28 protein-coding genes, 1 tRNA gene and 2 pseudogenes are annotated in these 26,159 nt (G+C 57.2%); 10 read left to right on the top strand and 21 right to left on the bottom strand.

Features of this window, described 5'->3' with window-relative positions; all coding sequences use genetic code 11:
- Positions 1 to 186 precede the first annotated feature (186 nt).
- Both PSQ90_RS07045 and PSQ90_RS07040 read left to right on the top strand, forming a co-directional pair.
- Positions 187 to 1,083 carry an ABC transporter permease gene (locus PSQ90_RS07045; protein WP_407648205.1) on the top strand — a complete coding sequence of 299 codons (897 nt, stop codon included), beginning with the start codon at positions 187 to 189 and terminating at the stop codon, positions 1,081 to 1,083.
- Positions 1,084 to 1,106: 23 nt separating this feature from the next.
- Positions 1,107 to 2,084, top strand: coding sequence for an ABC transporter substrate-binding protein (locus tag PSQ90_RS07040; protein WP_282212689.1), 978 nt, complete (start codon positions 1,107 to 1,109; stop codon positions 2,082 to 2,084).
- A 51-nt stretch (positions 2,085 to 2,135) separates the two neighbouring features.
- Here the strand turns inward: PSQ90_RS07040 and PSQ90_RS07035 are convergent, their stop codons facing one another.
- The 9 genes and pseudogenes from PSQ90_RS07035 to PSQ90_RS06995 form a co-directional block, all read right to left on the bottom strand.
- Entirely contained in the window at positions 2,136 to 3,431 is a 1,296-nt protein-coding gene (locus tag PSQ90_RS07035; RefSeq protein ID WP_282212688.1) for a bifunctional folylpolyglutamate synthase/dihydrofolate synthase, read from the bottom strand.
- A gap of 80 nt (positions 3,432 to 3,511) precedes the next feature.
- Entirely contained in the window at positions 3,512 to 4,486 is a 975-nt protein-coding gene (gene accD, locus PSQ90_RS07030; RefSeq protein ID WP_282212687.1) for an acetyl-CoA carboxylase, carboxyltransferase subunit beta, read from the bottom strand.
- A 101-nt stretch (positions 4,487 to 4,587) separates the two neighbouring features.
- Positions 4,588 to 5,411: pseudogene (trpA, locus tag PSQ90_RS07025) on the bottom strand (tryptophan synthase subunit alpha).
- Entirely contained in the window at positions 5,411 to 6,631 is a 1,221-nt protein-coding gene (trpB, locus tag PSQ90_RS07020) for a tryptophan synthase subunit beta (protein WP_282212686.1), read from the bottom strand. The pseudogene trpA and the gene trpB overlap by 1 nt, the downstream one beginning before the upstream one ends.
- Before the next feature lie 38 nt (positions 6,632 to 6,669).
- Positions 6,670 to 7,317 carry a phosphoribosylanthranilate isomerase gene (locus PSQ90_RS07015; protein ID WP_282212685.1) on the bottom strand — a complete coding sequence of 216 codons (648 nt, stop codon included), beginning with the start codon at positions 7,315 to 7,317 and terminating at the stop codon, positions 6,670 to 6,672.
- Between the two features lie 70 nt (positions 7,318 to 7,387).
- On the bottom strand, positions 7,388 to 7,750 hold the full coding sequence (locus tag PSQ90_RS07010; protein ID WP_282212684.1) for a lipopolysaccharide assembly protein LapA domain-containing protein: 363 nt from the start codon (positions 7,748 to 7,750) through the stop codon (positions 7,388 to 7,390).
- Positions 7,751 to 7,778: 28 nt separating this feature from the next.
- Positions 7,779 to 8,060, bottom strand: a complete 282-nt coding sequence (locus PSQ90_RS07005) for an integration host factor subunit beta (protein ID WP_282212683.1) — start codon at positions 8,058 to 8,060, stop codon at positions 7,779 to 7,781.
- A 50-nt stretch (positions 8,061 to 8,110) separates the two neighbouring features.
- Positions 8,111 to 9,058: a signal peptide peptidase SppA gene (sppA, locus tag PSQ90_RS07000; protein WP_282212682.1), complete on the bottom strand. Its 948-nt coding sequence runs from the start codon at positions 9,056 to 9,058 to the stop codon at positions 8,111 to 8,113.
- Positions 9,059 to 9,137: 79 nt separating this feature from the next.
- Positions 9,138 to 9,878 (bottom strand): TetR/AcrR family transcriptional regulator, encoded by a 741-nt coding sequence (locus PSQ90_RS06995; protein ID WP_282212681.1) that lies wholly within the window; start codon positions 9,876 to 9,878, stop codon positions 9,138 to 9,140.
- A 15-nt stretch (positions 9,879 to 9,893) separates the two neighbouring features.
- Between PSQ90_RS06995 and PSQ90_RS06990 the strand changes: the two genes are divergently transcribed.
- Complete coding sequence (locus PSQ90_RS06990) at positions 9,894 to 10,160, top strand: hypothetical protein (RefSeq protein ID WP_282212680.1); 267 nt, start codon at positions 9,894 to 9,896, stop codon at positions 10,158 to 10,160.
- Complete coding sequence (locus PSQ90_RS06985) at positions 10,160 to 10,363, top strand: hypothetical protein (RefSeq protein WP_328517531.1); 204 nt, start codon at positions 10,160 to 10,162, stop codon at positions 10,361 to 10,363. Before PSQ90_RS06990 ends, PSQ90_RS06985 begins: the two co-directional genes overlap by 1 nt.
- Before the next feature lie 37 nt (positions 10,364 to 10,400).
- Here the strand turns inward: PSQ90_RS06985 and PSQ90_RS06980 are convergent, their stop codons facing one another.
- From PSQ90_RS06980 to PSQ90_RS06965, 4 genes are all read right to left on the bottom strand, one after another.
- The gene (locus PSQ90_RS06980) at positions 10,401 to 10,907 is read right to left on the bottom strand and encodes a GNAT family N-acetyltransferase (protein WP_282212678.1); all 507 of its coding nucleotides are present in this window, start codon (positions 10,905 to 10,907) and stop codon (positions 10,401 to 10,403) included.
- 71 nt (positions 10,908 to 10,978) lie between these two features.
- Positions 10,979 to 12,682, bottom strand: a complete 1,704-nt coding sequence (gene rpsA / locus PSQ90_RS06975; RefSeq protein ID WP_282212677.1) for a 30S ribosomal protein S1 — start codon at positions 12,680 to 12,682, stop codon at positions 10,979 to 10,981.
- 186 nt (positions 12,683 to 12,868) lie between these two features.
- Complete coding sequence (locus PSQ90_RS06970; protein ID WP_282212676.1) at positions 12,869 to 13,510, bottom strand: (d)CMP kinase; 642 nt, start codon at positions 13,508 to 13,510, stop codon at positions 12,869 to 12,871.
- 13 nt (positions 13,511 to 13,523) lie between these two features.
- The gene (locus PSQ90_RS06965) at positions 13,524 to 14,867 is read right to left on the bottom strand and encodes a 3-phosphoshikimate 1-carboxyvinyltransferase (protein ID WP_282212675.1); all 1,344 of its coding nucleotides are present in this window, start codon (positions 14,865 to 14,867) and stop codon (positions 13,524 to 13,526) included.
- 205 nt (positions 14,868 to 15,072) lie between these two features.
- On the opposite strand from PSQ90_RS06965, the gene PSQ90_RS06960 reads away from it, so the two are divergent.
- Complete coding sequence (locus PSQ90_RS06960) at positions 15,073 to 15,483, top strand: TIGR02300 family protein (RefSeq protein WP_282212674.1); 411 nt, start codon at positions 15,073 to 15,075, stop codon at positions 15,481 to 15,483.
- Positions 15,484 to 15,542: 59 nt separating this feature from the next.
- Here PSQ90_RS06960 and PSQ90_RS06955 read toward each other — a convergent pair whose 3' ends face one another.
- Positions 15,543 to 15,992: a MarR family winged helix-turn-helix transcriptional regulator gene (locus PSQ90_RS06955; protein WP_282212673.1), complete on the bottom strand. Its 450-nt coding sequence runs from the start codon at positions 15,990 to 15,992 to the stop codon at positions 15,543 to 15,545.
- 402 nt (positions 15,993 to 16,394) lie between these two features.
- On the opposite strand from PSQ90_RS06955, the gene PSQ90_RS06950 reads away from it, so the two are divergent.
- Positions 16,395 to 16,470 (top strand) — tRNA-Ala (locus tag PSQ90_RS06950).
- 305 nt (positions 16,471 to 16,775) lie between these two features.
- Here the strand turns inward: PSQ90_RS06950 and PSQ90_RS06945 are convergent.
- From PSQ90_RS06945 to pdxA, 3 genes and pseudogenes are all read right to left on the bottom strand, one after another.
- Positions 16,776 to 17,175: pseudogene (locus PSQ90_RS06945) on the bottom strand (recombinase family protein); the annotation flags it as partial.
- A complete protein-coding gene (locus tag PSQ90_RS06940; RefSeq protein ID WP_282212672.1) occupies positions 17,162 to 18,085 on the bottom strand; it encodes a dihydrodipicolinate synthase family protein in 924 nt (307 codons plus the stop codon). The pseudogene PSQ90_RS06945 and the gene PSQ90_RS06940, both read right to left, overlap by 14 nt.
- A complete protein-coding gene (gene pdxA, locus PSQ90_RS06935; protein ID WP_282212671.1) occupies positions 18,082 to 19,089 on the bottom strand; it encodes a 4-hydroxythreonine-4-phosphate dehydrogenase PdxA in 1,008 nt (335 codons plus the stop codon). The genes PSQ90_RS06940 and pdxA overlap by 4 nt, the downstream gene beginning before the upstream one ends.
- Positions 19,090 to 19,449: 360 nt before the next feature.
- Here pdxA and PSQ90_RS06930 point away from each other — a divergent pair, with 360 nt between their 5' ends.
- The 4 genes from PSQ90_RS06930 (at position 19,450) to PSQ90_RS06920 (ending at position 23,014) form a co-directional block, all read left to right on the top strand.
- A complete protein-coding gene (locus PSQ90_RS06930) occupies positions 19,450 to 20,220 on the top strand; it encodes a FadR/GntR family transcriptional regulator (protein ID WP_282212670.1) in 771 nt (256 codons plus the stop codon).
- Between the two features lie 360 nt (positions 20,221 to 20,580).
- Positions 20,581 to 21,414 (top strand): four-carbon acid sugar kinase family protein, encoded by an 834-nt coding sequence (locus PSQ90_RS06925; protein WP_282212669.1) that lies wholly within the window; start codon positions 20,581 to 20,583, stop codon positions 21,412 to 21,414.
- Complete coding sequence (locus PSQ90_RS17135) at positions 21,411 to 21,737, top strand: nucleotide-binding domain containing protein (RefSeq protein WP_407648177.1); 327 nt, start codon at positions 21,411 to 21,413, stop codon at positions 21,735 to 21,737. Before PSQ90_RS06925 ends, PSQ90_RS17135 begins: the two co-directional genes overlap by 4 nt.
- An 86-nt stretch (positions 21,738 to 21,823) precedes the next feature.
- A complete protein-coding gene (locus tag PSQ90_RS06920) occupies positions 21,824 to 23,014 on the top strand; it encodes a sialidase family protein (RefSeq protein ID WP_282212668.1) in 1,191 nt (396 codons plus the stop codon).
- Between the two features lie 144 nt (positions 23,015 to 23,158).
- On the opposite strand, the gene PSQ90_RS06915 is transcribed toward PSQ90_RS06920, so the two are convergent.
- Genes PSQ90_RS06915 through PSQ90_RS06900 form a run of 4 tightly spaced genes read right to left on the bottom strand, consistent with a single transcriptional unit; the run spans position 23,159 to position 26,131 of the window.
- Positions 23,159 to 24,214 carry an ABC transporter ATP-binding protein gene (locus tag PSQ90_RS06915; protein ID WP_282212667.1) on the bottom strand — a complete coding sequence of 352 codons (1,056 nt, stop codon included), beginning with the start codon at positions 24,212 to 24,214 and terminating at the stop codon, positions 23,159 to 23,161.
- Positions 24,215 to 24,218: 4 nt separating this feature from the next.
- Positions 24,219 to 24,746 carry an ABC transporter permease gene (locus tag PSQ90_RS06910; RefSeq protein ID WP_282212666.1) on the bottom strand — a complete coding sequence of 176 codons (528 nt, stop codon included), beginning with the start codon at positions 24,744 to 24,746 and terminating at the stop codon, positions 24,219 to 24,221.
- Positions 24,747 to 24,754: 8 nt separating this feature from the next.
- Positions 24,755 to 25,189: an ABC transporter permease gene (locus PSQ90_RS06905; protein ID WP_282212665.1), complete on the bottom strand. Its 435-nt coding sequence runs from the start codon at positions 25,187 to 25,189 to the stop codon at positions 24,755 to 24,757.
- A gap of 51 nt (positions 25,190 to 25,240) precedes the next feature.
- The gene (locus tag PSQ90_RS06900; RefSeq protein WP_407648176.1) at positions 25,241 to 26,131 is read right to left on the bottom strand and encodes an ABC transporter permease; all 891 of its coding nucleotides are present in this window, start codon (positions 26,129 to 26,131) and stop codon (positions 25,241 to 25,243) included.
- Positions 26,132 to 26,159 lie beyond the last annotated feature (28 nt).

The raw sequence follows: 26,159 nt of genomic DNA, 5'->3' as shown, positions 1-26,159 counted from the left end.
GGCCTGATGGCCCTCCTGGCTCTGGCGCTGCCCTATGGGCAGATCGGGGACATGCAGGCGATGAGCTGGAACCACTGGCCGCTGATACTGGTGCTGCTGGCGAGCGTTGCAGCCCTGATTGTCTGGTATCGCGATATGCCTTTTGCCGCTGTTGGCGTGCTGGCGGCGTTGGGTGGCGTGGTGCTGATGGAATTGCTGCCCCAGTTCGACTACGCCCTTGGCGGCTATTGGGCAGCATTGGTGGCGTTCTGGGCGATGGCGTGGCTGTTTGCCGAGCGATTGTCGCGGGCAATTGCCAAAGGCAAGGTCGCCGAACGCCCGTACGGGATTCTGATCCCATTAATATTTGGCGCCGCAATCCTGACTGTCTGGGAGGCGATAACGCTTGGAGCCAACATTCCCAAAGTGCTGCTACCTGCGCCGTCGGCGATCTGGGATGTTTTATTGGCAAATGTGCCGATTTTGGTCGCAGATTTCCAGCAGACCTTCATCAAGGCGGTTTTGATCGGGTATGGGTTGGGCTGCGGCGTCGGGTTTGCCGTGGCGATTGCTATTGATCGCTCCCCGTTCTTGAAGGCCGGCCTGTTGCCGCTGGGCAATTTCGTGTCCGCACTGCCCTTGATCGGCATCGCGCCGATCATGGTGATGTGGTTCGGTTTCGACTGGCCCAGCAAGGCGGCCGTTGTGGTCATCATGACGTTTTTCCCGATGTTGGTGAACACAATCGCCGGGCTGAACGGGTCGGGCGAAATGGAGCGCGACCTGATGCGCACCTATGCGGCGGGGTATTGGCAAACGCTGTTCAAATTGCGCTTGCCAGCGGCAGCCCCCTTCATTTTCAATGCCCTCAAGATCAACTCCACGCTGGCGTTGATCGGGGCAATCGTCGCGGAATTTTTCGGGACGCCTATTGTCGGCATGGGCTTTCGCATCTCCTCGGAGATCGGCAAGCTTAATGTTGATATGGTCTGGGCTGAAATCGCCATGGCGGCAGTGGCAGGATCGGTCTTTTACTGGGTGGTGGTGTTGATTGAACGCGCCGTCACCTTCTGGCATCCGTCGGTCCGTGGTGGACGGGCGTAACAGGGGAAAAGGGAACGCAAGCTATGAAGAAATTCGTCTTGGGAATGCTGGTCGGCGCCATGGCGCTGGGATCAGCTCCGACATTTGCCGGTGACGCGGTAACCCTGCAGCTCAAATGGGTCACGCAGGCCCAGTTCGCTGGCTATTATGTGGCCAAAGACAAGGGCTTCTATAATGATGAGGACATCGACATTACCATCAAGGCCGGTGGCCCTGATGTGGCGCCCGAGCAGGTTATTGCCGGGGGCGGTGCCGATGTGATCGTTGACTGGATGGCCGGTGCTCTGGCCGCGCGCGACAAGGGCGTGCCTCTGGTCAATATCGCCCAACCCTACAAGAAATCGGGCCTGCTGATGATCTGTCCCAAGGACGGACCAGTCCAGACCACCGATGACTTCAAGGGCCATACCCTCGGTGTCTGGTTTTTTGGCAATGAATATCCATTCTATGCATGGATGAACAAGCTGGGCATTCCAACTGACGGCGGTCCCGATGGCGTCAATGTGCTCAAGCAGTCGTTCGACGTCGAACCGCTGATCCAGAAGCAGGCAGATTGTATTTCGGTGATGACCTACAACGAACTGGGTCAGGCCAGAGACGCCGGGTTTACCGCGGACAAGCTGGTGATCTTCAACTATACTGACCTCGGTAATGATCTGTTGGAGGACGGGCTCTATGCCATGCAGGACCGGCTGGAAGATCCCGCCTTTGCCGATACGATGGTGCGGTTCGTGCGGGCTTCGATGAAGGGCTGGCAGTATGCCATCGACAATCCCGACGAAGCGGCCCAAATCGTTCTCGACAATGACGAAAGCGGCGCTCAGACCATTGAACACCAGACCTATATGATGGAAGAAGTGGCCAAGCTGGTTGACGCAAGCGATCCAGCGCTTAACGCCGCAGCGTACGACCGCACGGAAAAGGCATTGCTCGATCAAAAGATCATCGAGAAAAAGCCAGAAGGTGCATTCACCACAGCGATCACAGACGCGCTGAAGTAGGACTTTTCGAAATACCAGAATGGAAGGCGGGGCATTGTCCCGCCTTTTTTGTTAGTCAGGGGGCGTGCCGTTGGCGTGCAGCACTTGTCCGGCCAAATAGAGCGAACCTGAGATCAAAACCCGCGCATTGGGCGTCCTTGCAGCCGCCCGTAGCGCGGATTTGATCGACTTCTCGGCGCTGGCCACAAAGCCGGATTTTCGCGCTTCGGCCGCGATATGCTCGGCCCTATGGGCATTTTCTTCGCCCGGGATGGTCAGGGTGAGAATGCGCTCAATCATGCCAGAGAACGGTGCCAGCACATCGGCGGGATTGCGCGTGTTCATCATTCCCAAAATCAGCACCAGCGGCGCCGGGCGCGCCCTGTTCATGGTGGCTAGCGCCTGGGAAAGTGCGCGTGTGCCATGAGCATTGTGGCCACCGTCGAGCCAGAGTTCACTGCCGTCCCCCAAGAGCGCGCGCAGCGGCCCATCCTTGACCGGGGAAAGCCGGGCTGGCCAAACCACCTGCCGCAGGCCGCTGGCGATGGCGGCTTCATCGACGGGCAGGTCGAAATGCCGGACTGCCGCAATGGCAACACCGGCATTTTCAAACTGATGCGCCCCCATCAACGTCGGTGACGGCAAATCGAGCAGGCCCGTCTCATCCTGATAGACAAGTCTTCCGTCCTGCGCATAGGCATCAAAATCCTGCCCGGCAACGAACGGGGTGACACCGAGGCACCGCGCCGCGCGATCAATCACCTCAAGTCCTTCGTCCTGCTGGCGAGCAATGACAGCGGGGGACCCGCGCTTGAGAATCCCGGCCTTTTCAGTTGCAATTTTGGCAATGGTGTTGCCCAGGAAATGTTGGTGATCCAGATCAACCGGCATGATGATGGTACCGAGCGGCTCTGCCACGACATTTGTCGTGTCATAGCGTCCGCCCATGCCAACTTCGAGCAGCAGGTAGTCCGCCTTGATATGGGAAAACAGCCAGAAGGCGGCGGCGGTGGTTATTTCAAAATAGGTGATCGGCGCGCCGGCATTGACCATTTCGACATGTTCAAGTGCCTGATTGAGCCGTTGGGTCGAAACCAGCTTGCCCGCCAACCGAATACGCTCGTTGAACCGCACCAGATGCGGCGAGGTATAAACGTGCGCCGACTTGCCCGAAGCCTCAAGGAACGCCCGCAAATAGGCAATGGTTGACCCTTTTCCATTGGTGCCAGCGACATGAATGACTGGCGGCAACCGATCCTGCGGGCGGCCCAATTGCTCGAGCAGGCGCTCGATACGCTCCAGGTGCAGATCAATCAGCTTAGGGTGTAACCCCAGCAGGCGCTTGAGAATGGCATCGGTACGGGACATGGGCAGGCCTTTGGATTTATCCTGACCTACCCGCACTTTGCGCGCGGCTCAATGCAAATCTTGCAGCCCGTCCAAACTTGCTATTCGGCGTGTGCCCCTTCAGGTGCGGTGATCAGATCGCCATCATCGCCTTCGGCCACAATGGCGGCCTCGCGCATGGTAACGCGCGGCACGGGCGCACTCTCATTGAGTTCGGCAACTGGACCCGATTTGGTCAATATGCCGGCCAGCGAGGCGATGGTGGCGCGCAGATCGTGGCGGTGCACAACCATATCGACCATGCCATGCTCATAAAGATATTCGGCGCGCTGGAAGCCCTTGGGCAGTTTTTCGCGGATAGTCTGCTCGATGACGCGGGCACCAGCAAAGCCGATACGGGCACCGGGTTCTGCCAGATGAATATCGCCAAGCATCGCATAGGAAGCGGTAACGCCACCGGTCGTCGGATCAGTAAACACCACAAAAAATGGCAGACCCGCTTCGCGCAGGCGCAGCACGGCAACAGTGGTGCGCGGCATTTGCATCAAGGACAGAACGCCTTCCTGCATGCGCGCACCGCCCGAAGCGACAAACAGCACGAACGGGGTCTTGCGATTGACCGCGGTTTCGAGCCCGGCAATGATGCCCTGCCCGGCGGCCATGCCAAGCGAGCCACCCATGAAATCAAAATCCTGCACCGCAACCGTGATGTCGCGCTCATAAAGCTGCCCGGTGGCGACAATGACGGCGTCATCATTGCCGGTCTTGGCGCGTTGTTCCTTGAGGCGGTCGGTGTAGCGCTTTTGATCGCGAAATTTTAGCGGATCCTGCGGCACTGTTCCCAGGGGAACCGTCTTGTATTTGCCATTATCAAAAAAATGGGCAAGCCGGTCTACCGGTTTGATTTTCATATGGTAACCCGAGTTGGGCACCACCCACTGGTTGGCTTCCAGATCTCGGTAAAAAACCATCTCGCCGGATTCAGGATCCTTGACCCAGAGATTTTCCGGCGTCTCGCGCTTGTTGCCGAGAAACGAGCGGATTTTCGGGCGGACGAAATTATCGATCCAGTTCATGAGCCATACCCCTGTGGGTTAGTCCTGTTGTCCAGGAGCTATCGTGTAATTGTGGCAATTATTATCAGTTTCACGGCGTTGACGCAAAGTACTGAACGGCTTTATGCCCGGGCAGCCCGCACGCCTTCGGCCAAGGCCGCAACCAGCGTTCTGGCCGCCTCGATTGTCTTGTCGGTGGCCTTGCCATCCTTCAGAGATTGGCCAATGGCATCGACCAGCACGGTACCAACGACTACCCCATCGGCATCCCGTCCAATGGTTTTGGCGTCTTCAGCGGTCTTGATCCCAAAACCCACGGCAACCGGTAAATCGGTGTGGCCCTTGATGCGCTTGACCGCATCGCCAACCGCCGCGCGCGATTTGATCGCCGCACCGGTAATGCCGGTCATCGAGACGTAATAGACAAAGCCCGACGTATTGGCGAGAACCGCCGGTAGGCGCTTGTCATCGGTGGTAGGGGTCGTCAGGCGGATGAAATTGAGCCCGGCCTCAAGCGCGGGCAGGCATAATTCGTCGTCTTCCTCGGGCGGCAGGTCGACAATGATCAGCCCGTCGACACCCGAAGCCTTGGCGACCGCCAGAAATTTTTCGACGCCGAATTTATAGATGGGATTGTAATAGCCCATCAGAACCACCGGGGTGGTTTCGTCCTTGCGGCGAAAATCCTCGACCATGCCGAGCGTGCCCAATAGGGTTTGTCCGGCGGCCAAGGCGCGCTGCCCCCCAGCTGGATGGCAACCCCATCCGCCATCGGATCGGAAAACGGCATGCCCAATTCGATGATGTCAGCGCCGGCTGTGGGGAGCGATTCAAAAATCTTCTGCCCGGTCGCCAGGTCTGGATCGCCCGCCATGATGAAGGTTACAAGGGCCGGGCGGTTCTGCGCAGCACAGGCCGCAAACTGGTCGGCAATACGGGTACTCATTACATACTCATCCCGAGATATTTGCCGACACTTTCGACATCCTTGTCACCCCGTCCCGACAGGCACAGAACGATTGATTGATTCTTTGCCATCGCGGGGGCGAGTTTGATCACCTGCGCCAGTCCATGGGCTGATTCCAGCGCTGGAATAATGCCTTCAAGCTTGGTGCACAGCTGGAACGCCTCGATGGCCTCATCGTCGGTGATCGGGACATAGGTTACGCGCTTGGTATCGTGCAAATAGGAATGTTCAGGACCAACGCCGGGATAGTCGAGTCCAGCCGAAATCGAATGGCCCTCCAGAATCTGCCCGTCCTTGTCCTGCAACAGATAGGTGCGATTGCCATGCAACACGCCGGGGCTTCCCCCCGTCATCGAGGCGGCGTGGCCGTTATCGACCTCGATACCGTGCCCGCCCGCTTCGGCGCCGTAAATGGCAACCGTTGGATCATCGAGAAAGGCATGGAATGTGCCAATGGCATTGGAGCCACCACCAACGCAGGCAACCAGGGCGTCGGGCAGGCCGCCCTCGGCCTCGGCAAACTGGCTTTTAATTTCCTGACCGATCACCGCCTGAAAATCCCGCACCATTTCGGGATAGGGATGGGGCCCGGCGGCGGTGCCGATCAGATAATAGGTGGTATCGACATTGGTGACCCAATCGCGCAGCGCCTCGTTCATCGCGTCCTTGAGCGTACCGGCACCCGCGCTTACGGCGCGCACCTCCGCACCCAGCATTTTCATGCGCAACACATTTGGCCATTGCCGTTCGACGTCGGTGGCGCCCATGAAAATGGTACATGGCAGATCGAATTTGGCGCAGACCGTGGCAGTGGCAACGCCGTGCTGCCCCGCCCCGGTTTCGGCAATGACGCGGGTCTTGCCCATGCGTTTGGCCAAAAGAATTTGTCCGAGGCAATTATTGATCTTGTGTGAGCCTGTGTGGTTGAGTTCTTCGCGCTTGAACCAGATTTTGGCGCCACCGAGCTCGGCGGTCAGGCGTTCGGCAAAATATAGCGGGCTGGGCCTCCCGGCATAATGGACCGAAAGGTCCTGCAGCTGGGCTTCATAGGCAGGATCAAGGCGGGCGGCGCGATAGGCGGCTTCAAGCTCTAAAATCAGCGGCATCAGGGTCTCGGCAACGAAGCGACCGCCGAATATGCCGAAACGACCATGCTCGTCGGGTCCATTGCGCAGTGAATTAATGCCGTTGGTCGCCACAAATTATCCTAACGTGAACCTGTTTTTCGCTCGCCCGATCAGGAGGCCGCGCGTGCATTCTTGATGAAGGCCTTGATCAGCTTGATGTCCTTGACACCGGGCGCTGATTCAACCCCCGTGGATACATCGACGCCAAAGGGGCGCACGGTCTTGATCGCCTCGGCCACATTATCCGGGGTTAACCCACCCGAAAGCATGAACGGCAGCTCAGGGTCAAGCCCTTGGAGCAGGGACCAGTCAAAGGCAACCCCGAGCCCGCCAGGCCTGTCAGCCGATTTGGGCGGCTTGGCATCAAGCAGGATGCGGTCGGCCACTTCAACGAAGGCAGCAATATTGGCAACATCGGCCGCTGCGGCGATGGGCAGTGCCTTGATGATTTCGACCCCGGCCTCGGCGCGGATGGCCTCGACACGGTGCGGGGTTTCGGGGCCGTGCAACTGGATCCAGTCCGGGCCAAGCGCGGCAATTTCAGCCACGCAGGAATTGTCCGGATTAACCAGCAGCACGCAGGTCTGCACCCGCCCGCGCGCTTCCGATATCAGCTGGGCCAGCGGCTCGAGGCCGAGATGACGCGGCGAGCGCACGAAATGAACAAAGCCAACTATATCGGCACCGGCCTCAATGGTTGCGTTAAGGAGTTCGGGGGTCTTGATCCCGCAAATCTTGATTTCAGGAGGGGTCGTCATCGGGCCTATGGTGCTCAATGGTGGGGCGAATGTGGGGCAATAGAACGAAACAGCGCCAATCGGCAAGCCATTAGCGCAAATCCATCAGATCATCGACTTCAGAAAGACTATTGCTTGGGTTGGTGCCGGGCGTCTTGCGCTGTGCTTCCAGCTCAGAGCCAAGCGCTGTGGCTTCGCGCCGCCAATGGCGCTCGCGCCGCCGATGCTCGCCCTGCGAAAACCAGGTGGCGACGCCCCCCAACAGCACGCCAACCAGCAACACCACATAGAGCACCAGAAACAGCGGCACGCCATAACCGGGCGCGGTAATCTGCTCCACCGAGACGAACGGATTGAAATTAAGCACCACGAGCTGGCGGTTTGCCAAGGCAAATATCACCAGCACCGCACATAGCGGTACCAGAACAACCCAACCAATAATTCGCCTATACATACGCTTGGTGCCTAAATCAGCCTGAATGCTAGTCGCGGTTCAGGCGCTCGCGAATTTCCTTGCCCGCCTTGAACTGGGGCACATATTTTTCACTCACATCAACCTGCTCGCCGGTGCGCGGATTGCGCCCGACACGCGCTGGGCGGTTTTTGACCGAGAAGGCCCCAAAACCGCGTAGCTCCACTCGGTCACCGCGCGCCATGGCATCGCCAATTTCATCGAGAATGGCATTGACGATATTCTCGATGTCGCGCTGAAACAGGTGTGGATTTTCTTCGGCAAGCTTTTCGACGAGTTCCGATTTGATCATTTTTGCCCCCCGGGCAGTGTCACTTCGAAAATGCTAGTTTGGCCAGCACTCTAGCGGGCTGCGTCAACCTGCCAAAGCGAGACCAACCCGTCAAGCGCGATGGTGCTCGAGCCCGATAGCCCCAAAGCGGCCCGGGCCTGTCCGCCAATGAGCTTTCCAAGCCATCCAAAGCCCTCATCAGCAGGCGGAAAGGCAGTACTTACTGGTAGTTTTTCGCCAATATTCTTTTCTTTTTCAAGCCACTCAATCGCCTCGGCCTCGCCACCAATGGCATCAATCAATTTTGTTTCGACACCCATGCGGCCGGTCATGATCCGCCCATCGGCCAGTGCGAGCGCGATGGGTCGGCTCAGATTGCGCCGTTCTGCCACGATATCGACGAACCATTCAAAGCTGTCATTGACCAGCGCGCCCAGCGAGCGCCGTACCTCGGGGGTCATCGCTTCATCAAAGTCGGGCTCGGCCTTGAGCGGTCCAGATGCGATCTTGTCGAGATCGACACCAATGGTATCAAGCAGTTTTCCCGCATTGACGTGCTGGAACAAAACCCCGATCGAGGCGACAATCGACAGACGACGCGCGAAAATCCGGTCTGTGGCGATGGCCGTCATATAGGCCGCCGACGCTCCCAGTTCATTGATTACCGCAACGACCGGCTTTTGCGCCCGCAAAACGCCCAACGCCTCATAAAGCTCCTCGCCGCCCGCCGTGGTCCCGCCGGGCGAATTGATCGAAACGATCACCGCTTTGACGGCGTCGTTTTCGCCCAGTTCGGTCAGCACCTTCAGGCGCGCGGGATTGGTGGCAATGGTGCCATCGACCACAACACGGGCGATGTGATCAGTAACCGGAGAATTGGACCAGACAAACCGCCCGACCAGCGCCAGGATCAGCAGCGCCACCACCATAAAGGTCAACAGTCGCCAAAACCCGGCCGAACGGCGGAATTTGTCGGCGGCCAGAATGGCATGCGGGTCGGAACTGGATTGATCGGTCATATGTCGGCCTCCGACGACAACAGGTTCACCCGAGTTAACCGGGCGCGCGGCCGATTGCAAGGGCGATGCAACGGGCTGATCAATCTCGGGAGCGCCCGCCCTTGGACACGAGCAGCCGCGCAACCAGCACCCCGTTGAGCCAGGCGGCATACTCCGCAACCGACAGCCCCTCAATCTTGGTGAGCAACAGGAAGAGTTCGGGACTGCCCAGACGCCAGAGTTCAGTGGTGACCGCATCGACATCCACTTCGGGCCCCAGCGCCCCGGTTTGTACGAGCGCCTGGGCTACGACACCCAGATTGCGGCGGCGCCCCTGATGCAATTGCTCGTAGAGATGCTTCATGTCAGCCTCGGATTGCGCTGCGGTCTGGGCGACGGCGACCAGTTCAGCGACGCGATCCAGGACAAGCGCCAGATCATCACTAAACAGCTCAAGAAGACGGCGCGGGTCTGCGGTGGACGTCACCCTGCGCGGGCCAGTCTGGTCGAGCAGCGCTACGTCAGGGGCCTCTCCGCGGATGGCCAGTTCCACCACCGCCTGAAGAATGGCTGGCTTGGTTCCGAAAACGGCATAGACGGTTTCACTCGACACCCTTGCGGCTTTGGCGATCCGGGCGATTGTGGCCTTGTGCCAGCCCTCGGTCACAAACAGGGTGCGGGCCGCCAAAACGATGCGCTCGCGGGTGTCCGCCGCTTGCTCGGCGCGACGGTTGGAAGTGTATTTTCGTTTGGCGTTGACCAGATCGGGCATTTTGAGTACAGTGCAACTGTATTGAATATGGTTGTAACTTATCGTGATGGCTTTTGCCTGGCGATACAAGCGGGAGTCCTCGCAATGGCCGGTTTGATAATGATTCTGCAAATTGGCGCCCTCGTGCTGCTGTCCCTCGTCGTGGGCAGCATGTTCGGCATCTGGCGTGGCTACGAGGTAGCGGCCTATCGCCCCGAAACCTTCATTGAGGTGCATCAGGGAGCGGTGCGGGGGTTGAATACGCTCTTGCCCGCACTCGCGGCACTGGCCTTGGCCCTATGTCTGGTGCTGGGGGGCTGGCTTGGCAAAAGCCGGGCATCGCTGCCCTTTATGTTTGCGCGCTGCTGCTGATGGTCGCGGCTGGATGGGTGACGCGGCAGTTCAATCAGCCGATCAATGCGCACGTGATGGACTGGACGGCGCAGGCAATGCCCAGCGATTGGCAAGTTATTCGCGACAGCTGGTGGCATTGGCACCTCGTGCGCCTGGGGATCGGCGCTGCCGCTCAAATTCTATTGATAATGGCCATCCTGCTCGACCGGAAGCCGATCTAGGGCGCTCCTGACAAGCCGGCGCAGCGGCGTCAGCGTCTCACCCCAAGCCTCTGACCATATAGCACGCCTCAGGTTCGTATGACTCCAGCTTGTCGGCCAGCCTTCGCAGCGATTCTTGCACAAAGCCCTGCCGCTGCCAAAAGCCGATGCTGCCATTGACGGCGGTCAGGCTCATGCTGGCAAAACCTTTGGCTTTGGCGTGCTCGACGAGGTCAGCAACAATCGCGGGAGCGGCTCCGCTCCCGCGCGCAGGCGGTAAGACCGCCAGATCATGGATATAAAACGTGTCGGCATCTGCCGGGATCGTGCCGAGCAGGCAATTGAGTTCGGGCAGTTGGCCGAACCGCCAAGGGTGTGAAAGCACATAGCCAGACGCTACCCCATTCAACTCCAGCAGTCGCGCGCCTTCGGGATAGAGTGCGGCACGCTCCGCCAGAACTGTTGGCTGTTCGAAAAAATCGGGATGAACAATGTCAGCGATAGCGCAAAGGGCGTCCAGATCGGTACTGGTCAGGCAGCGCCAGTGAGGCGTCAGAGTTGTCATCGCCAAGCCCTGTAAACAAATTGACCCGCGCCAAAAAAGCGCGGGCCTCATCATTTGTCGAAAAGAAAGAACTATTCCTTTTCACGATCCTTGAGGGCCGCGCCAAGAATGTCGCCGAGCGAAGCGCCCGAAGTGGACGAACCGTAATTGGCCACAGCTTCTTTTTCCTCGGCGATTTCGAGCGCCTTGATGGAAAGAGAAATGCGCTGGGTCTTGCGGTCGTACTGGGTGATGCGCGCATCGACCTTTTCGCCCTTGGAGAAACGCTCAGGACGCTGATCGTTGCGATCACGGCTGAGATCAGCACGGCGAATGAAGGCGGTCATTTCGCTGTCGGCGATACGAACCTCGATACCGCCATCATTGACCTCGGTCACAGTGCCGGTCACGACAGAACCCTTCTTGATCCCACCAACGTCGCCGCTGGCATCGGCGATTTCGCCGGTCGACAGCTGCTTGATACCAAGCGAGATGCGTTCTTTTTCAACGTCAACGTCAAGCACCTTGGCCTGAACCATGTCGCCGCGATTGTAGTCGTCCAGCGCGATTTCGCCGGCCTTCTGCCAATCGATGTCCGAGAGATGAACCATGCCGTCGACATCGCCGTCCAGCCCAATGAACAAGCCGAATTCGGTCTTGTTCTTGACTTCGCCTTCGATGACAGCCCCAACAGGGAACTTCTCGGCAAAGCTTTCCCATGGATTGGCCAGGGTCTGCTTGAGGCCAAGCGAAATACGACGCTTGTCCGGATCAACTTCGAGCACGACAACTTCGACTTCCTGCGAGGTCGAAACGATCTTGCCAGGATGCACATTCTTCTTGGTCCAGCTCATTTCTGAAACGTGGATCAAGCCTTCAATGCCGGGCTCCAGTTCAACAAAGGCACCATAGTCGGTGATGTTGGTGACGCGGCCAGTAAACTTGGCTTCGACTGGATATTTGGCTTCGATGCCTTCCCATGGATCAGCCTGCAGCTGCTTCATGCCCAGCGAGATACGATGGCTCTCGTGGTTGATGCGAACGATCTGGACCTTGATCGTCTCGCCGATGGTGAGCACTTCGGTCGGGTGATTGACCCGGCGCCAGGCGATATCGGTGACATGCAGCAGACCGTCAATGCCGCCCAGATCAACAAACGCACCATAATCGGTGATGTTCTTGACGACGCCGTCGACAACCTGGCCTTCTTCAAGCTGCTGAACGATTTCCGAACGCTGCTCGGCGCGGCTTTCCTCAAGGATTGCACGGCGCGATACAACGATATTGCCGCGACGCTTGTCCATTTTCAGGATCTGGAAGGGCTGCGGAACATTCATCAGGGGGGCGATATCGCGGATCGGACGAATGTCCACCTGCGAGCGTGGCAAGAAGGCAATCGCGCCCTCCAGATCGACGGTGAAACCGCCCTTGACCTGGTTGAAGATCACGCCTTCGACGCGCTCATTGGCTTCATGCAGGACTTCAAGCTTGACCCATGCTTCTTCACGACGAGCCTTTTCACGCGACAGCACGGCTTCACCGGCGGCATTTTCGACGCGGTCGACATAGACCTCAACCACTGATCCAACAGTGATGGAACCATCACGGCCAGCCTGGCCGAATTCCTTGAGCGCGATGCGCCCTTCGGTCTTGAGACCGACATCAATGATCGCCAGATCTTTTTCGATCGCGACCACGGTACCCTTAACAACGGAACCCTCAAGCGGTTCATTGTCGATGAACGAGTCCATCAAAAGGGCTTCAAAATCTTCTTTAGCGACAGTTTGCTGTGCCAAATTTCTCTCCAATTACGCCGGTGGTTAGGGGTTAGGCCATCAAATGGGGACAAGACCCGCCCATATGGCAGTTGCCAAATGGGCCGGCGAACGGATTTGCACCCCGCGCGATGATGGCAAATTGCTAAAGTCCGCTTTGTCGCTTTGGGTGATGATCAAAGAGTCGGATCGCAAGGGGGGATTAAGCTAGTGCTTGCCCTTGCGCGCCATGGCCTCGTCGATGATCGCGACGGCTGCGCGGAGTGCGGTTTCTATACCCATAAGTGTCGTATCAAGCAAGTGCGCATCACTGGCCTGGTAAAATCCGCCGTGCGGATTGGCCATGTCGCGCGCATCGCGCTCTTCAATCTGATGATAAAGCGCATAGCGATCAACATTTTCGCCGCGCGCCTCGAGCTGGCGTGCCCGGCGTTCCATCCGCGCCTTGCTGTCGGCCTGAATGAACAGTTTGACGTCGGCATCGGGACAAATGACCGTCCCAATGTCGCGGCCATCCAACACCGCGCCGCCCGGTTGGCGAGCAAAACCCACCTGATAGGCCCGCATCGCCTCGCGTACCGGACCAATGACAGCAACTTTTGAGGCAAAAACCCCGGTCCGTGCGCTGATCAAAAGCTCGACATCGTCGAGATGGGCTGCATCAAGGTTTTGGGCCGCAGCGATGGCGCGGGCTTCAAAATCGGCAGCCTCAAGATGTTCGCGAACCGTCCAGCCAACGGCGCGATATAAAAGCCCGGTATCGAGATGGGGAAGCCCATAATGGCGCGCCAAACCCTTAGAAAGCGTGCCCTTGCCCGAGGCGGCCGGGCCATCCACGGCTATGATCATTGCACGCCCCCTGTCACCCTGCTGAACTGAAATTGGCGCCCAACGCTTTAAAGCCTGCAAACAGGTCCGCAAACCCCAAGTCCGGCATTGTTTCATCATCAATCGTCACTGGCTGGCTCGCCGCCATTCCCATGACTAGAAAACTCATGGCCAGACGATAGTTACTGTGGGCGACAACACTGCCGCCGCCAATCTTTTTGCTGCCGCCCATGACCCGCATACTGTCTGGGCCCAGGCTGGCCTCGACCCCATTGGCTGCCAGCCCGGCGATAACGCCCTTCAGCAATTGGCTTTGTTCGGCTAGCAATTGATCCAGCCCGAGCATGATCGTCTCGCCCTCGGCAAAAGCGGCGGCTATCGAAAGGATCGGATAATCACCGGCGATTGCCGCTACCCGGTCGGCGGGCACCCGCAACCCGCGCAGGTTGGAATGGCGCACTTTGAGGTCGGCAATATCCTCGCCGCCAATCTGGCGTTGGTTGAAGAACGAGATATTGCCGCCCATTTCCAGCAGCGTATCGATCAATCCGGTGCGCGACACACTCATCAGCACATTTTCGATCACCAGCTCCGAGCCGGGCACAATCAGGCCGGCAACAAGCGGGAACGCGGCCGAGGAGGGGTCGCCCGGGACCTTGAATCGCTGGGCCTGCAGATCGGGCAGGCCCGCCATTTCAACGGTGCGCTCGCCAGTCTCGCTGGTCTGCACGCTGATCGCGGCCCCAAACTGGCGCAGCAGGTTTTCCAGATGGTCGCGCGTTGGTTCGGGCTCAATGATGGTGGTTGTGCCCGCAATATTGAGTCCCGCCAGCAGCAGGGCCGATTTGACCGTTAATGATGCAATTGGCACCCGGACCGATAACGGCAAACAGGTTTGCGGTCCACGAAGGGTCAAAGGCAATTGGTAGTCGGCATGTTCTATCACCTCGACCCCGATGGCCATTAGCGGATCCAGAATCGGGCGCATCGGGCTTGCCGAAAGGGTTGCGTCGCCGACAAGGCTGGTAACAAACCCATAGCTTGACGCCAGCCCCATGACCATTTGTGCCCCGATGGCGTTGCCGGCAAAATCTATCGGCGCGACCGGCGCCAACAGGCCGCCAACACCCAGCCCATCGACTGACCAGTGATCGCCATGGTTTTGAACACGCGCGCCAAAAACGCGGAGGACTTCAGCGGTCACCAGCACGTCCGGTGATTCGAGCAAGCCCTCGATGATCGTCTGGCCCATGGCCGTGGCGCCCAATATCAGTGCACCATGGGAAATGAAGCTATCGCCCGAAATTGTGAAGAGCCCTTGCAGGGGTGTGGCGCGAGAGCTGGTTATGGGGCTGGGTGGAAGAGGTTGAGAAGCCATAAGGACCGGGGCTGAGGAGACGCATATTGAACTGTCTGGCGCGGCATATCACATCTGGACGCCATTCGACCACTGCCGGTTGAATGGCCTGGTCGGTCTGACATAGGGTGGATGAGCACATTTTCGGTTTGACAGAGGCAAATTTTGCCCATAACCGGACTGACCAAAGCGGGCGTGCTCGCATAAATTCATACGAGGGACCTTGATGGCCAGTTCCGAGCGCGGCACCAAGCGCACCGATCCCGATACGGGCAAGAAGTTTTACGATCTCAATCTCGACCCGATTGTGTCCCCCTATACGGGCAAATCCTATCCCCGCTCCTTTTTCGAGGAGGTTCTGATCAGCAAGATCAGCGCCGGGCGCGCGGCCAAGCCCCCCGAGGATGAGGAAGTCGTCAAGAAAGATGATGCCGCAAGCACCGATAGCGCGGCCCCTGAAATCGTCTCGCTGGAAGAGGCCGATGCCGAGGAAAGTGGCGACGAGGATATTCCAGATACTGACGATGTCGAAGTCGACGACGAATTGTCAGATGACGAACAAGATGTCTTCCTCGAAGAAGAAGATGATGATGACGACGATTTGGCCTTCAAGGTCGGCAGCGACGACGACGCCTGAACCAATTGTCAAATTGACCTGAAAATCAAACCCGCCGGGTGCTCCTGGCGGGTTTTGTTTCAGCGCTGCTGTGTGCCGTTGGTGGCACCGCGAATCGCGGCGAAAATTCTACCGGCCGCCTCGATGTCGTCTTCAGAGACGCCAGCAAATGTCTCGTCGCGAAGCTGGTTGAGCACGGCTTCAATCTCGGCCAGCCGAACTTCGCCTTCAGGCGTCAGGCTCACCAGATTGGCGCGCCTGTCGGACGGATCAGGTACCCTCACGACCAGATGGGCGGCCTGCAGATCATCGATAATGCGCACCAGTGATGGGCTTTCCATGCCGCAAAGGTCGGCCAGAACGTTCTGGCGTACATCGCCGCCCAATCGTCCGATCCACACAAGTGGCGCGGCTCCCGCCTCGGCGACCCCATGTCGGGCAATGGCATCCCGTGCCAGTTTGCGCCACAGGCGAGAAACGATTGCCAGTTCCCGGGTGAATTCGCGTAGCTGTTCTGCAAGATCGGTCATCGTAATTAGTTAGCATCCTGTCTAAATTGATCGTGCTCATCGATGGTCGGTCGTAGCCCCCGGAAGTTATCGCGCCAACCGGGATGATCTTTTGTTCTCATCAAGCATTTATGTCTCAATATACACATCTTGCCCATGGCGAACCTCAAAAATGGCTCGATTTGAGCGATGCCATCCTTGAACATGTGACTGCGTCCATCAATCCATTCAACCTGCCAGCCATTTTTCGCGGCCTTGGGCAGTATAGATCGCGATGGCGTTTCGTCTGATTGTCGCCCCGTTGCGCCCGGTAAAAAAATCATGTCAAATCAGTCAAGATTGCCCCTTGCGTCTCGCAGCGAGCTTGAATAGGTTGCGCCACGCTTCGGATGGCAATCAACCGCCCCGAACATCCCTTGGAATGGGGCCTTAGCTCAGCTGGGAGAGCGCTTGCATGGCATGCAAGAGGTCAGCGGTTCGATCCCGCTAGGCTCCACCAAGATTTTTCGCCAAACCGTTGCCCACAAGTGTCCCGTCAGATGGTCGCGACTTTTCAAAGACTTGGAGCGATAGGCATATCTACTTGCGCATTCGGAGACGGTCTTTGGGGGCATTTTAGTTGAATTCGCGCATCGCGTCTCACTTCCCCTATTTGCCAGACCACAAGTTTGCAAAAGCGATGCTGACTGCATCTTATCCGCATAGGGATTGCATCGGACCGACGCCGCTCGACGCTTCGAATGGCACGTATGGTGGTATGAGTCTTGAGAATTGGGGACCGGTCGGTCAGCTGACCGCAGCGAGCTGACTTGAAGCAGCTATCTTGTCTCTAATCAGTTCGGTGGTGGCTTCCCGCTCGAATTGCGCAAAGGACAGCAGCACGTTCAACGTCAATCGACCCATTGACGTCGTTGTGTTGAATGATTGGGTAACTTTGCCAAGATTGCCGTCGAAGACGTCGGCAATCTTGGCAAAGTCACTGAGCGACCGGGTCAGGCGGTCGATCTTGTAGACGACGACAACGTCAATACGCTTCGCTCTCATGTCATCCAGCATCCGCGACAGAGCAGGCCTCACGCGGCGCATCAAGAGCGTTGAACTCCTGGTTGAGGCCTTCCTCGCTCGACTTGCGGGTATAGACCGCACCCGAAGAACCTTGGCCTGGCCCAGTGGGCGCCTGTCGGTCACACTCACCCGTCGGCAGTATGGAGTGCCGCCACGGCGTCGCCTAGGAAAGAGCGCTGATCGTCCGTGAGGTCGGTCAACGGTGGGCGCGTATGTTTCCAGCCTGTTTCGCCTGTCGAGAATCCCAGCATTGCCTTGATCGTGGGTATCTGGGCGCCGAGACTGTTGGACAGGGTTCGATAGGCAATTATCTTCTCCTGCGCCGCCGCGACAATAGCCCGCTGTCCGACATCACGGGCACCGCGAAAGACGGCGGCCAGCTCGTTTGAGACAAGGTTTGACGTCGCCGTGATACAGCCGGCTCCGCCGTGTTCCATGAGCGGCAGCAGCAAAGGGTCGGCACCGGCGAGAACCGAGAACCCCGGAAACGCATCGACCATGGATTTCATGTTTTCTAGGTCTCCCGCAGAGTCCTTTATGCCGACAACAGTTTGGGGATAGGCTTTGATCAGTCGTTCCACAAGGCTGGCAGTAATCGGCACCGAAGACATTTGGGGGATATGATAGAGTACGACTTTCAGCCGATCATTGCCAACGCGCTCGATCACCTCCGAATAGGCAGAGAACAAGCCGTCGTCCGTTGGTTTCTTGTAGTAAAATGGTGGCAACATCACCACGCGGTTGACGCCAAGCGACAGTGCATGCCGGGTCAGTGTCACCGTATCCATAATGGCGCACGTGCCGGTTCCGGGCATGAGTTTTTCCGGCGCGATGCCTGAATTGACGACGTATTCGAGAATCTTCTGGCGCTCGATCATACCGAATGAGTTGGCCTCGCCTGTAGTACCAAGCAAAGCAACGCCGTTGCAGCCATGCTCAATGAGGCGCCCACAATGCGTTGCGAACAGTGGCAGATCAGGAGAACGGTCCTCGCGTACCGGTGTTACGGCCGCACAATAGACACCCGTGACTTCGGCCTTTACGTTCATTGTGCTGGTCCTGCCAGTTGTCTTGGTGTGGCCGCCAGCTTGCGCGCATACGCGATCGCGGCATTCATGTTGATATGGTTTGCTTCGCCGGTGCCCGCGATATCAAAGGCAGTGCCGTGATCGACCGAGGTCCGGTCTATCGGCAAGCCGAGCGATACATTCACCGTTGTGTCGAACGCTACAAGCTTCATCGGGATGTGCCCCTGGTCATGATATTGAGCGACCACCAGATCGAAGGCGCCGGTGTGCGCTCGATGATAGACAGTATCCGGGGGAATGGGGCCGACGGCATTTATTCCTTCGGACCGGGCACGTTCGACCGCAGGGGCTATCTGCTTGTCATCCTCGGTGCCGAACAGCCCGTTTTCACCACAGTGCGGGTTAATGCCCGCGACAGCAATTCGGGGCGTGTCGATGCCAAGTCGCCTCAGGTGCGTGTGGCCCGCGCGGATCGTGGCGAGTACGCGGTCCTGTGTTGCCCTGTCGATGGCTGCCCTTAGAGACACATGGGTCGAAACATGGATCGCAGAGAGCCGTTCGGACGCCAGCAACATGAACGACGCTGTGGACCCTGTCAGGGCCGCCAGCATACCTGTATGGCCATCGTAATGGTGGCCCGCAGCATTCAGCGCTTCCTTGTTGATTGGGGCAGTAACCACACAATCGATATCCCCGGCTATTGCCATCTCAACCGCCCGCGCGATACAGCGATACGCTGCGTCACCGGCGCGTGCATCCATACGCCCAAATGTAATTGGTCCACCCTCGATCGCGATATCGACAAGCGCCACGCTGTCACCAACGGCCGCGGAGCCGACATGGTGGTACGAAAGGGTCACACCTGTAATTTGTGCGGCATTTTCCATGACAGGTTTGTTGCCGACTATGACAATGTTCTTGCGGTCATTGGCACTCATTCCGGCGACGGCCTTGCAGATTATTTCGGGGCCGACCCCTGCGGGGTCTCCCATGGTAATGCCAATGTTATTCAATGAGTTAGCCATTAGTTGACGGGCGCTTGCTCTGGTGTGGTTGGATGTTGTTGGACAACCTGATACCCGCGTCACAATGAATTTGCGGCTACGCTCATCGGATGCTGAACAATCGTGAACAACATGTCAAGTTGCAATTAGAGATCGAAGAAGTGTATAGGCTATCAACGGTATGGGTTTACATTTGAAAATGATTCCGAGAATTTCATATCGACTCGAATATACGGATATCAAGCGACAATGCCTTGAAATACGGAAGTTGCGACGGTCACAACTGGGACGGGAAATGATTGGTCTGGCAACAGGGTTCGGAGAAGTTGGCATGGTAGAAATCACCTTTCTTTGCTCTGATTTGAAACAGGAATTTTACAATTGAGCGAAACGGGTACCGGTGGCGGCGGCGCGGAGGTTCAATCGGCAGGAGCTGCTAAATCCAGACGCGGAAAGGAAACTACGCTGGTAGACGGCGTTTATCAGCAACTGTCGCAGCGAATAACTCGTGGTGAGTTCCCGCCCGACGGGAAACTCCCGGGTGAGCACGAGCTTGCGGCCATGTTTGGGGTTTCACGCCCGATAGTACGAGGTGCCCTTGGGCGGTTACGTGATGCAGGCGTCATATATTCTCGTCAGGGATCGGGAAGCTTTGTGCGGTCGTCGGCAATCGTTTCAACGGGACTGACATACACGCCCGTTGAAACGATTGCCGACGTTCAGCGTTTTTATGAGTTCCGGCTGACCATTGAGCCCGACGCGGCATACTACGCAGCGATCAGGCGCGACGAATCCTCGCTTGCGAAGATCGAAGAGGCGCTAGGTCAATTGAGCGATGCCACCAGGCACCGTATGCACAGATCCGACGCTGACTTTTTGTTCCACAAGGCCGTGGCTGATGCCGCCAACAACCACTATTACAGCTCCTCAATGGAGGCGCTTCGGGAACATGTTGCGGTGGGGATGCATCTGCACGGCCTGTCACTTATGGGACCCAAACAGCAGTTGGAGATTGTCTTCCGTGAACACGGCCTCATTTACGAAGCCATATCCGACGAGAGGGCCCAGGACGCGCGCGATGCAATGCATCAGCATTTAAAAAGTTCGCGTGACCGATTGTTCGAAGGCCGCGCTTTGGATCTTTCATTGTAATCCCCCTCGTCTCCTCCGAACTCACTTGGACCTCGCTGCTGTTTGCCGCGATGCTAGCGAACGCGGGGGTTGACCGCCATTCGCCAACCTGTGGGTCGTGACAGTCGACCGGGAATGGTGCGGGTCACTGTAAATGGGGTTGTTCGCGGGGCAAGGATTGTGGAATCAATAACGCCCTGGTGGCAGTGCGAACACCTGCCCACAAATAGAAAACTGACAACATACTACAGGTTTGGCATGCTGTTGGCAGTGACTATCGTTCTTATAAATCAATGCATTGAGATAATTGCGCGAAAAATTACAATGACGGTTCACTGCATTATATTTGACATGTAAACATATTTTCAGAATAGTGCAGCCATGAGTTTTGCTACTTTGGTCGCGACGGAGCGCGTCGACGGCCACTCGCAGATTGCCGCTACTCGGAACAAACATGTAATGGCCAAGCTGCAGGTGCTATTGATTGCCGACGACTTGACCGGAGCCCTTGATGCGGGCGCGCCGTTTTCTGATCTCGGCTTCCGGACACTGATGATGCCGCAATGGGACGCGTTGATCGACCCGACGTTGGAGGTGCCTCAAATCGCGTGTGTCAGCACCTCGACGCGTGAACTGGGCAAACCAGCAGCTGTGGCCCGTGTCGAAGAAATTGCACGCGCTCTTCGGCACCTGCAGCCGACGCTGGTCTTCAAGAAAATCGATTCACGTCTGAAGGGATCGGCGGCAGCAGAGTCGCGCGCCCTTATGACAGTATTCAATCGGCAGCATATGATCGTTGCTCCCGCCATTCCGGATATGGGGCGCATCGTCGTGGATGGTTACCTGTCCGGACACGGTGTGGACACGCCAATTGACGTCAAGTCATTGTTCGGACATGGCAGTGAGGTCACTGTATGCGACGCCGTTAGTTGGGGCGGGCTGAACTTGGCCGCAGAGACAGCAATGACGCGACCGTCCGAGTTCGTAGCTGTCGGCGCCAGGGGATTGGCTGTGGCGCTGGCGCAGCAACTCCAGAAGGCCGGTATCATGCCGGTTGCAAACACGCTTCGGTTGGAGGCTGCAGTTGCGCGACCAATGTTGTTGGTGGTTGGCTCAAGAGACGAGGTGACGCAAACGCAGATCGCGCAGCTGAGGAGCAGCAGCACCATCCAGATGATCGTGGCACCAAATGGTCAGGTCCCCCCGGAAAAATGAATTCGGAGACTTGCCTGCTTGTTGCCACTGCAACTGACAAGATAGAAGCACCCGAAATTGTTGGGCGACGATTTGCAAGGGGAGTAGCCCATACCGTCGCGCGAAATAAACCCGCTACGCTGTTAATAAGTGGTGGCGAGACAGCGGCGTCAGTGCTCGCTGCGTTGGGTGTCAAGTCGCTAGAGGTCGCCGGTGAGATTTTCCCTGGTGTCAGCCGGTCTCTCGCCACTATTGGCGACCGGCCCACAACCGTTTTTACCAAATCCGGAGGGTTTGGCGACCCCGACGCGCTCAGTCGCCTCGTCGCGGTGTTGGGCCGCTGAATACTACGCGCTAACCGCTATCCACACAAACAGCCACGATCTACGTGGCGATCATCCCCAAAAATGTTCAGGCAAGGAGAAAACTGATGAGTACAATGGGCGCGGTGGAACAGATTAAGCCCGATGGCCTTCTACGCGAATGTGAGGACGACCCAGCGCGAGTCGATGCTTACCTGCCGTGCGAAGACAAGGAGACCCATGCCTCGTTTCTTCTGACTTTGAATAACGGGGATCTCGTATGCGCGTGGTTCGCTGGATCGGAGGAGGGCAAGCCGGATGTTTCGATATATTTTTCGCGGTTGTCAAAAGGGTCGGATCGCTGGGAAGGAGAAGTAAAGTTATCTGATGATCCAGAGCGCTCCGAACAGAATCCAGTACTTTTCGAAACGCCAAATGGTGAATTGTGGCTGCTCTACACGGCCCAACTCTACCACGGGCAGGATACATCCATCGTCCGCCGTCGCATCTCGCGCGATCAGGGCGCCACATGGGACCCCGTCGAGCTGTTATTCGACGAGCCCGGAATATTTATCAGGCAACCCATGGTTGTACTCGACAATGGGACTTGGCTGCTGCCAGTGTTCCATTGTCGGCCGATCCCAGGAGAACGATGGCACGGGCACAATGACGTCAGCGCCGTAAAACTCTCGTCCGATCGCGGCAAGACCTGGAAAGAATATGAGGTTCCAAACAGCGTGGGCGCCGTCCATATGAACGTACTGGATAGAGGTAACGGGCGGTTGTTGGCATTCTACCGAAGTCGATATGCAGACCACATTCTGCGAAGTGTTTCAACGGACTTTGGGCAAAGCTGGACCGCGCCATCGGCAACCGCTCAACCCAACAACAATTCGTCAATCCAGGTGAGCGCACTATCAGATGGCGCATTGGTATTGGTATTCAATTCGGTGAATGCAGCCGCGTTTGCTGACCGGCGCTACGCAAGAGAAAACCTTCGTACGGACGGGGGGCAAGCCGCACAGATTCGACGGGCGGTATGGGGTGTGCCACGCACCCCACTCAGCATTGCCCTGTCCTATGATGACGGGGTGACTTGGCCGGAGCAGCGCGACATTCAAGTTGGCGATAGTGCACCGCTCAAAGACCCCGATTCCAAAGCGGAGCGGCACGGTCGCGAATTGTCCTACCCCACTGTTACGGAGGGACCGGAGGGAACGATAAACGTAGCGTTCACGTTTTTCCGCCGCGCCATCAAATTTGTGCGGTTCCCGCGCAAATGGGTATCCTCTGGCAATTCCGTCGCATCGTCGTCCTGACTAAGGCGGCGCCAACCCGATCTTGCCGGGTCCGCACGCCCGGCAAGAAAGATGTAAATGCCGTCAGGCACCGGTTACTCAGCTATGTCCAAGTGGTCCATGGTATCCGCGATGGCAAGCCAATATACTGCTCCCCCCAATACCCTAATGCTCGTTTGAGGCTTCTGGTGTGTAGAGCCAGCATCTGACGTCCCGTGTCTCGCCGTGCGTCGTGAGCTCTGGCATCTGCTGTCGGCAAATGTCCATGGCCTTGGGACAGCGCGGATGAAAATAACATCCTTCAGGGCGATCATTTGCCATCGGAACCATGCCAGCAATTTCTGGCAAATCACCTATGGGTTGGTCTTCGTCAAGTCGCGGCATAGATTGAAGAAGGCCTTGTGTGTAAGGGTGTAGCGCGTTCTCGAATATGGCGCCAACCTCGCCTTGCTCGACGACTTTGCCGGCGTACATCACCACGACACGATCTGCCGACTCTGCCACGACTCCAAGATCATGCGTGATGAGCAACACCGACATGCCAAACTGGGTTTTGACCGAGTCGATCAGTTCCATGACCTGCGCTTGAATAGTTACATCGAGTGCCGTGGTTGGTTCGTCGGCAATGAGCAGTTTCGGATTGCAACTGAGTGCCATGGCAATCATTGCCCGCTGGCGCATGCCGCCACTCAGTTGATGAGGGTAGTCGCGCATCGTTCGTTCGGGAGACGGGATCCCAACCAGCGACAGTAGTCGCTGCGCTTCGTCCCAGGCAGCCGACTTCGCGATCCGTTGATGCACGAGTATGGCCTCGCTGATCTGATTGCCAATAGTGAATACTGGATTTAGCGAGGTCATGGGCTCCTGGAAAATCATCGAGATCTCCTTGCCACGGATCCGCCGAATTTCGCGGTTGGACAACTCGAGCAGGTTTGTGCCTTCCAGCAATATTCTGCCGCCGACTATTCTGCCAACGGCCTTGTCGAGGATTTGCAGGATGGACATGGCAGTAACGCTCTTTCCGCAACCTGACTCGCCCACAATTGCGAGTGTCTCTCCCTTATGGACTTGAAAATCTACACCATCCACCGCTTTCGAAACGCCGTTCTCGGTGAAGAAGTAGGTTTTAAGGTCGGTAATGTCGAGCAGCACGTCGCTGTCCACGGCTGTGGTCAATTTAGCTTGGTCGGTGGTCTGTGTGAGGGAGGCGGTGCGCGGCATCTGTCTACTTGCCTCCCTTCGAATATTTGGGATTAAGCGCGTCGTTCAGTCCGTCGCCAAGGAAGTTGAAAGTAATACGGATGAGCGCCACTGCAATCGCCGGAGCGAACATCACGTGTGGCGCGATGGTCCACAATTGCCAGCCCCTGGACAGCATGCTGCCCCAACTCGTATTCGGCGGTTGCACGCCCACGCCCAGGAAACTGAGACCTGCCTCAGCAACAATCGCGGCGCCGAACTGATATGTGGAAAGAACGATGATAGGACCGATCGCATTGGGCAGAATATGGTGTGTCATGATCCTAATATCGGGTACACCGATCGCACGCGCCGCCAGCACATAATCCTCGCTGGATAGGCTGAGTACCGTGCCACGGATCAGGCGGGCATAATATGGCCATGAGGCAAGCGACAGGGCGCCAAAGACAATCACAAAGTCTATCCACCATCGGTTTGTATTGGCGAGTATCGACCAGTGGGTCGCCGAATAAACCTGGTCCGCCCAGTATGTCGCGGGCTGGCGTAGTGTCACTGTCACAATCATGGCCAGCAGTAAGGGGGGATCGACTGAACCACATCACTGAACCACATGATCAGCGTATCTGCCCATGGCCCCAAATAGCCCGCCATCGTTCCGAGCACGATACCAATGACAAGGCTGATTGAGATGGTCACAATCGCCACGAACAGCGCCGTGCGCGCACCAATTATCAACCGACTGAGTACGTCCCGGCCCAGATCGTCGGTACCAAGCCAGTGTGCTGCACTTGGTCCCTGTAATGCTGCGATCAAATCCTGGTCGAACGGATCATATGGTGTGATCGCCGAGCCCAGTATCGCGAGTACAAGAAACACCACAACCACGACCATGCCGACAATTGCCAACTTGTTGCGGACAAAGCGCCGCGCCGCATCACGCCACAGATTGCGCGACTTTGCTCGTTTGAGTCCTGTGACGTGTGCTGTTGCGGTCATAGCTTATCAACAAACCTTGCTAATTCAGTCGACGCAGTTTTCAAGGTCACTTCACCGGTTTCGGATTCGCGGATCGATAAGAGGATAGCTTAGATCGACAATCAGGTTTCCCATCATGACGAGAACGGTAATGATGATCACCACGCCCATAACCAGTGGATAATCCAGTGACAGCGTCGCGTCGCGAGTCAGGTTTCCAAGACCTGGAATGTTGAACACTGCTTCGACAAAAATTGCGCCGTTCACCAGGCTCGTCATCAACATGCCGGCAGTCGTGCTGACAGGAATCAATGCGGGACGAAGCATGTGCTTCATTAGTATTTTTCGTTCTGACAGGCCCTTGGTGCGCGCTGTCCTGATGTAGTCGCTCCCCGCCATTTCCAGCATGGATGCGCGCGTTTGGCGAATAATGATCGGTACGTTCGCGATAGTGAGCACTGCGAGTGGCAGGATAGACTGCTGGGTAAACAGGCCGTTCCAGCCGACTGGCACAGCAAGGATCTTTAGCCACAGAACGAATATCACGGTCAGGACAGGACCCAGCACAAATTCTGGAATAGCCTGCAACGTCATGGTCGTGCCCAGGATCACGGTGTCGGGCCACCGATTGTGCGCTGCTGCCGCCAACACACCCAATGGTACACCAAACAAAATCACAAGAAATGTTGCCGCCAGGCCGAGTTGCACCGAGATTGGCACCTTGGTCTCGAGGATGGGTGCTACGTCACGATTGAATTTTATCGAACGACCGAATTCGCCATGCAGAAGGTTGTTTGTATAGTCGACCAACTGTTCGAAGAACGGCTTGTCAAAGCCGAACTTCTCCTTGAGGGCTTCAATCCGTTGCTGTGGCCAATCCGCTGAACTGCCTTGGCTAACCATTATGTCCACTGGGTTGCTACCGCTGAAATGCATCATGGTGAATGTCAAAAACATCACCATCAATAACCCCGTGATCCACCGGACCAGT

Origin of the sequence: Devosia rhodophyticola (assembly GCF_028816475.1) — a bacterium.
In the GTDB taxonomy this organism is placed as follows: Bacteria; Pseudomonadota; Alphaproteobacteria; order Rhizobiales; family Devosiaceae; genus Devosia; species Devosia rhodophyticola.
Note: the sequence above shows the minus strand (reverse complement) of the source record. Positions and strands in the feature narration are given on the sequence as shown.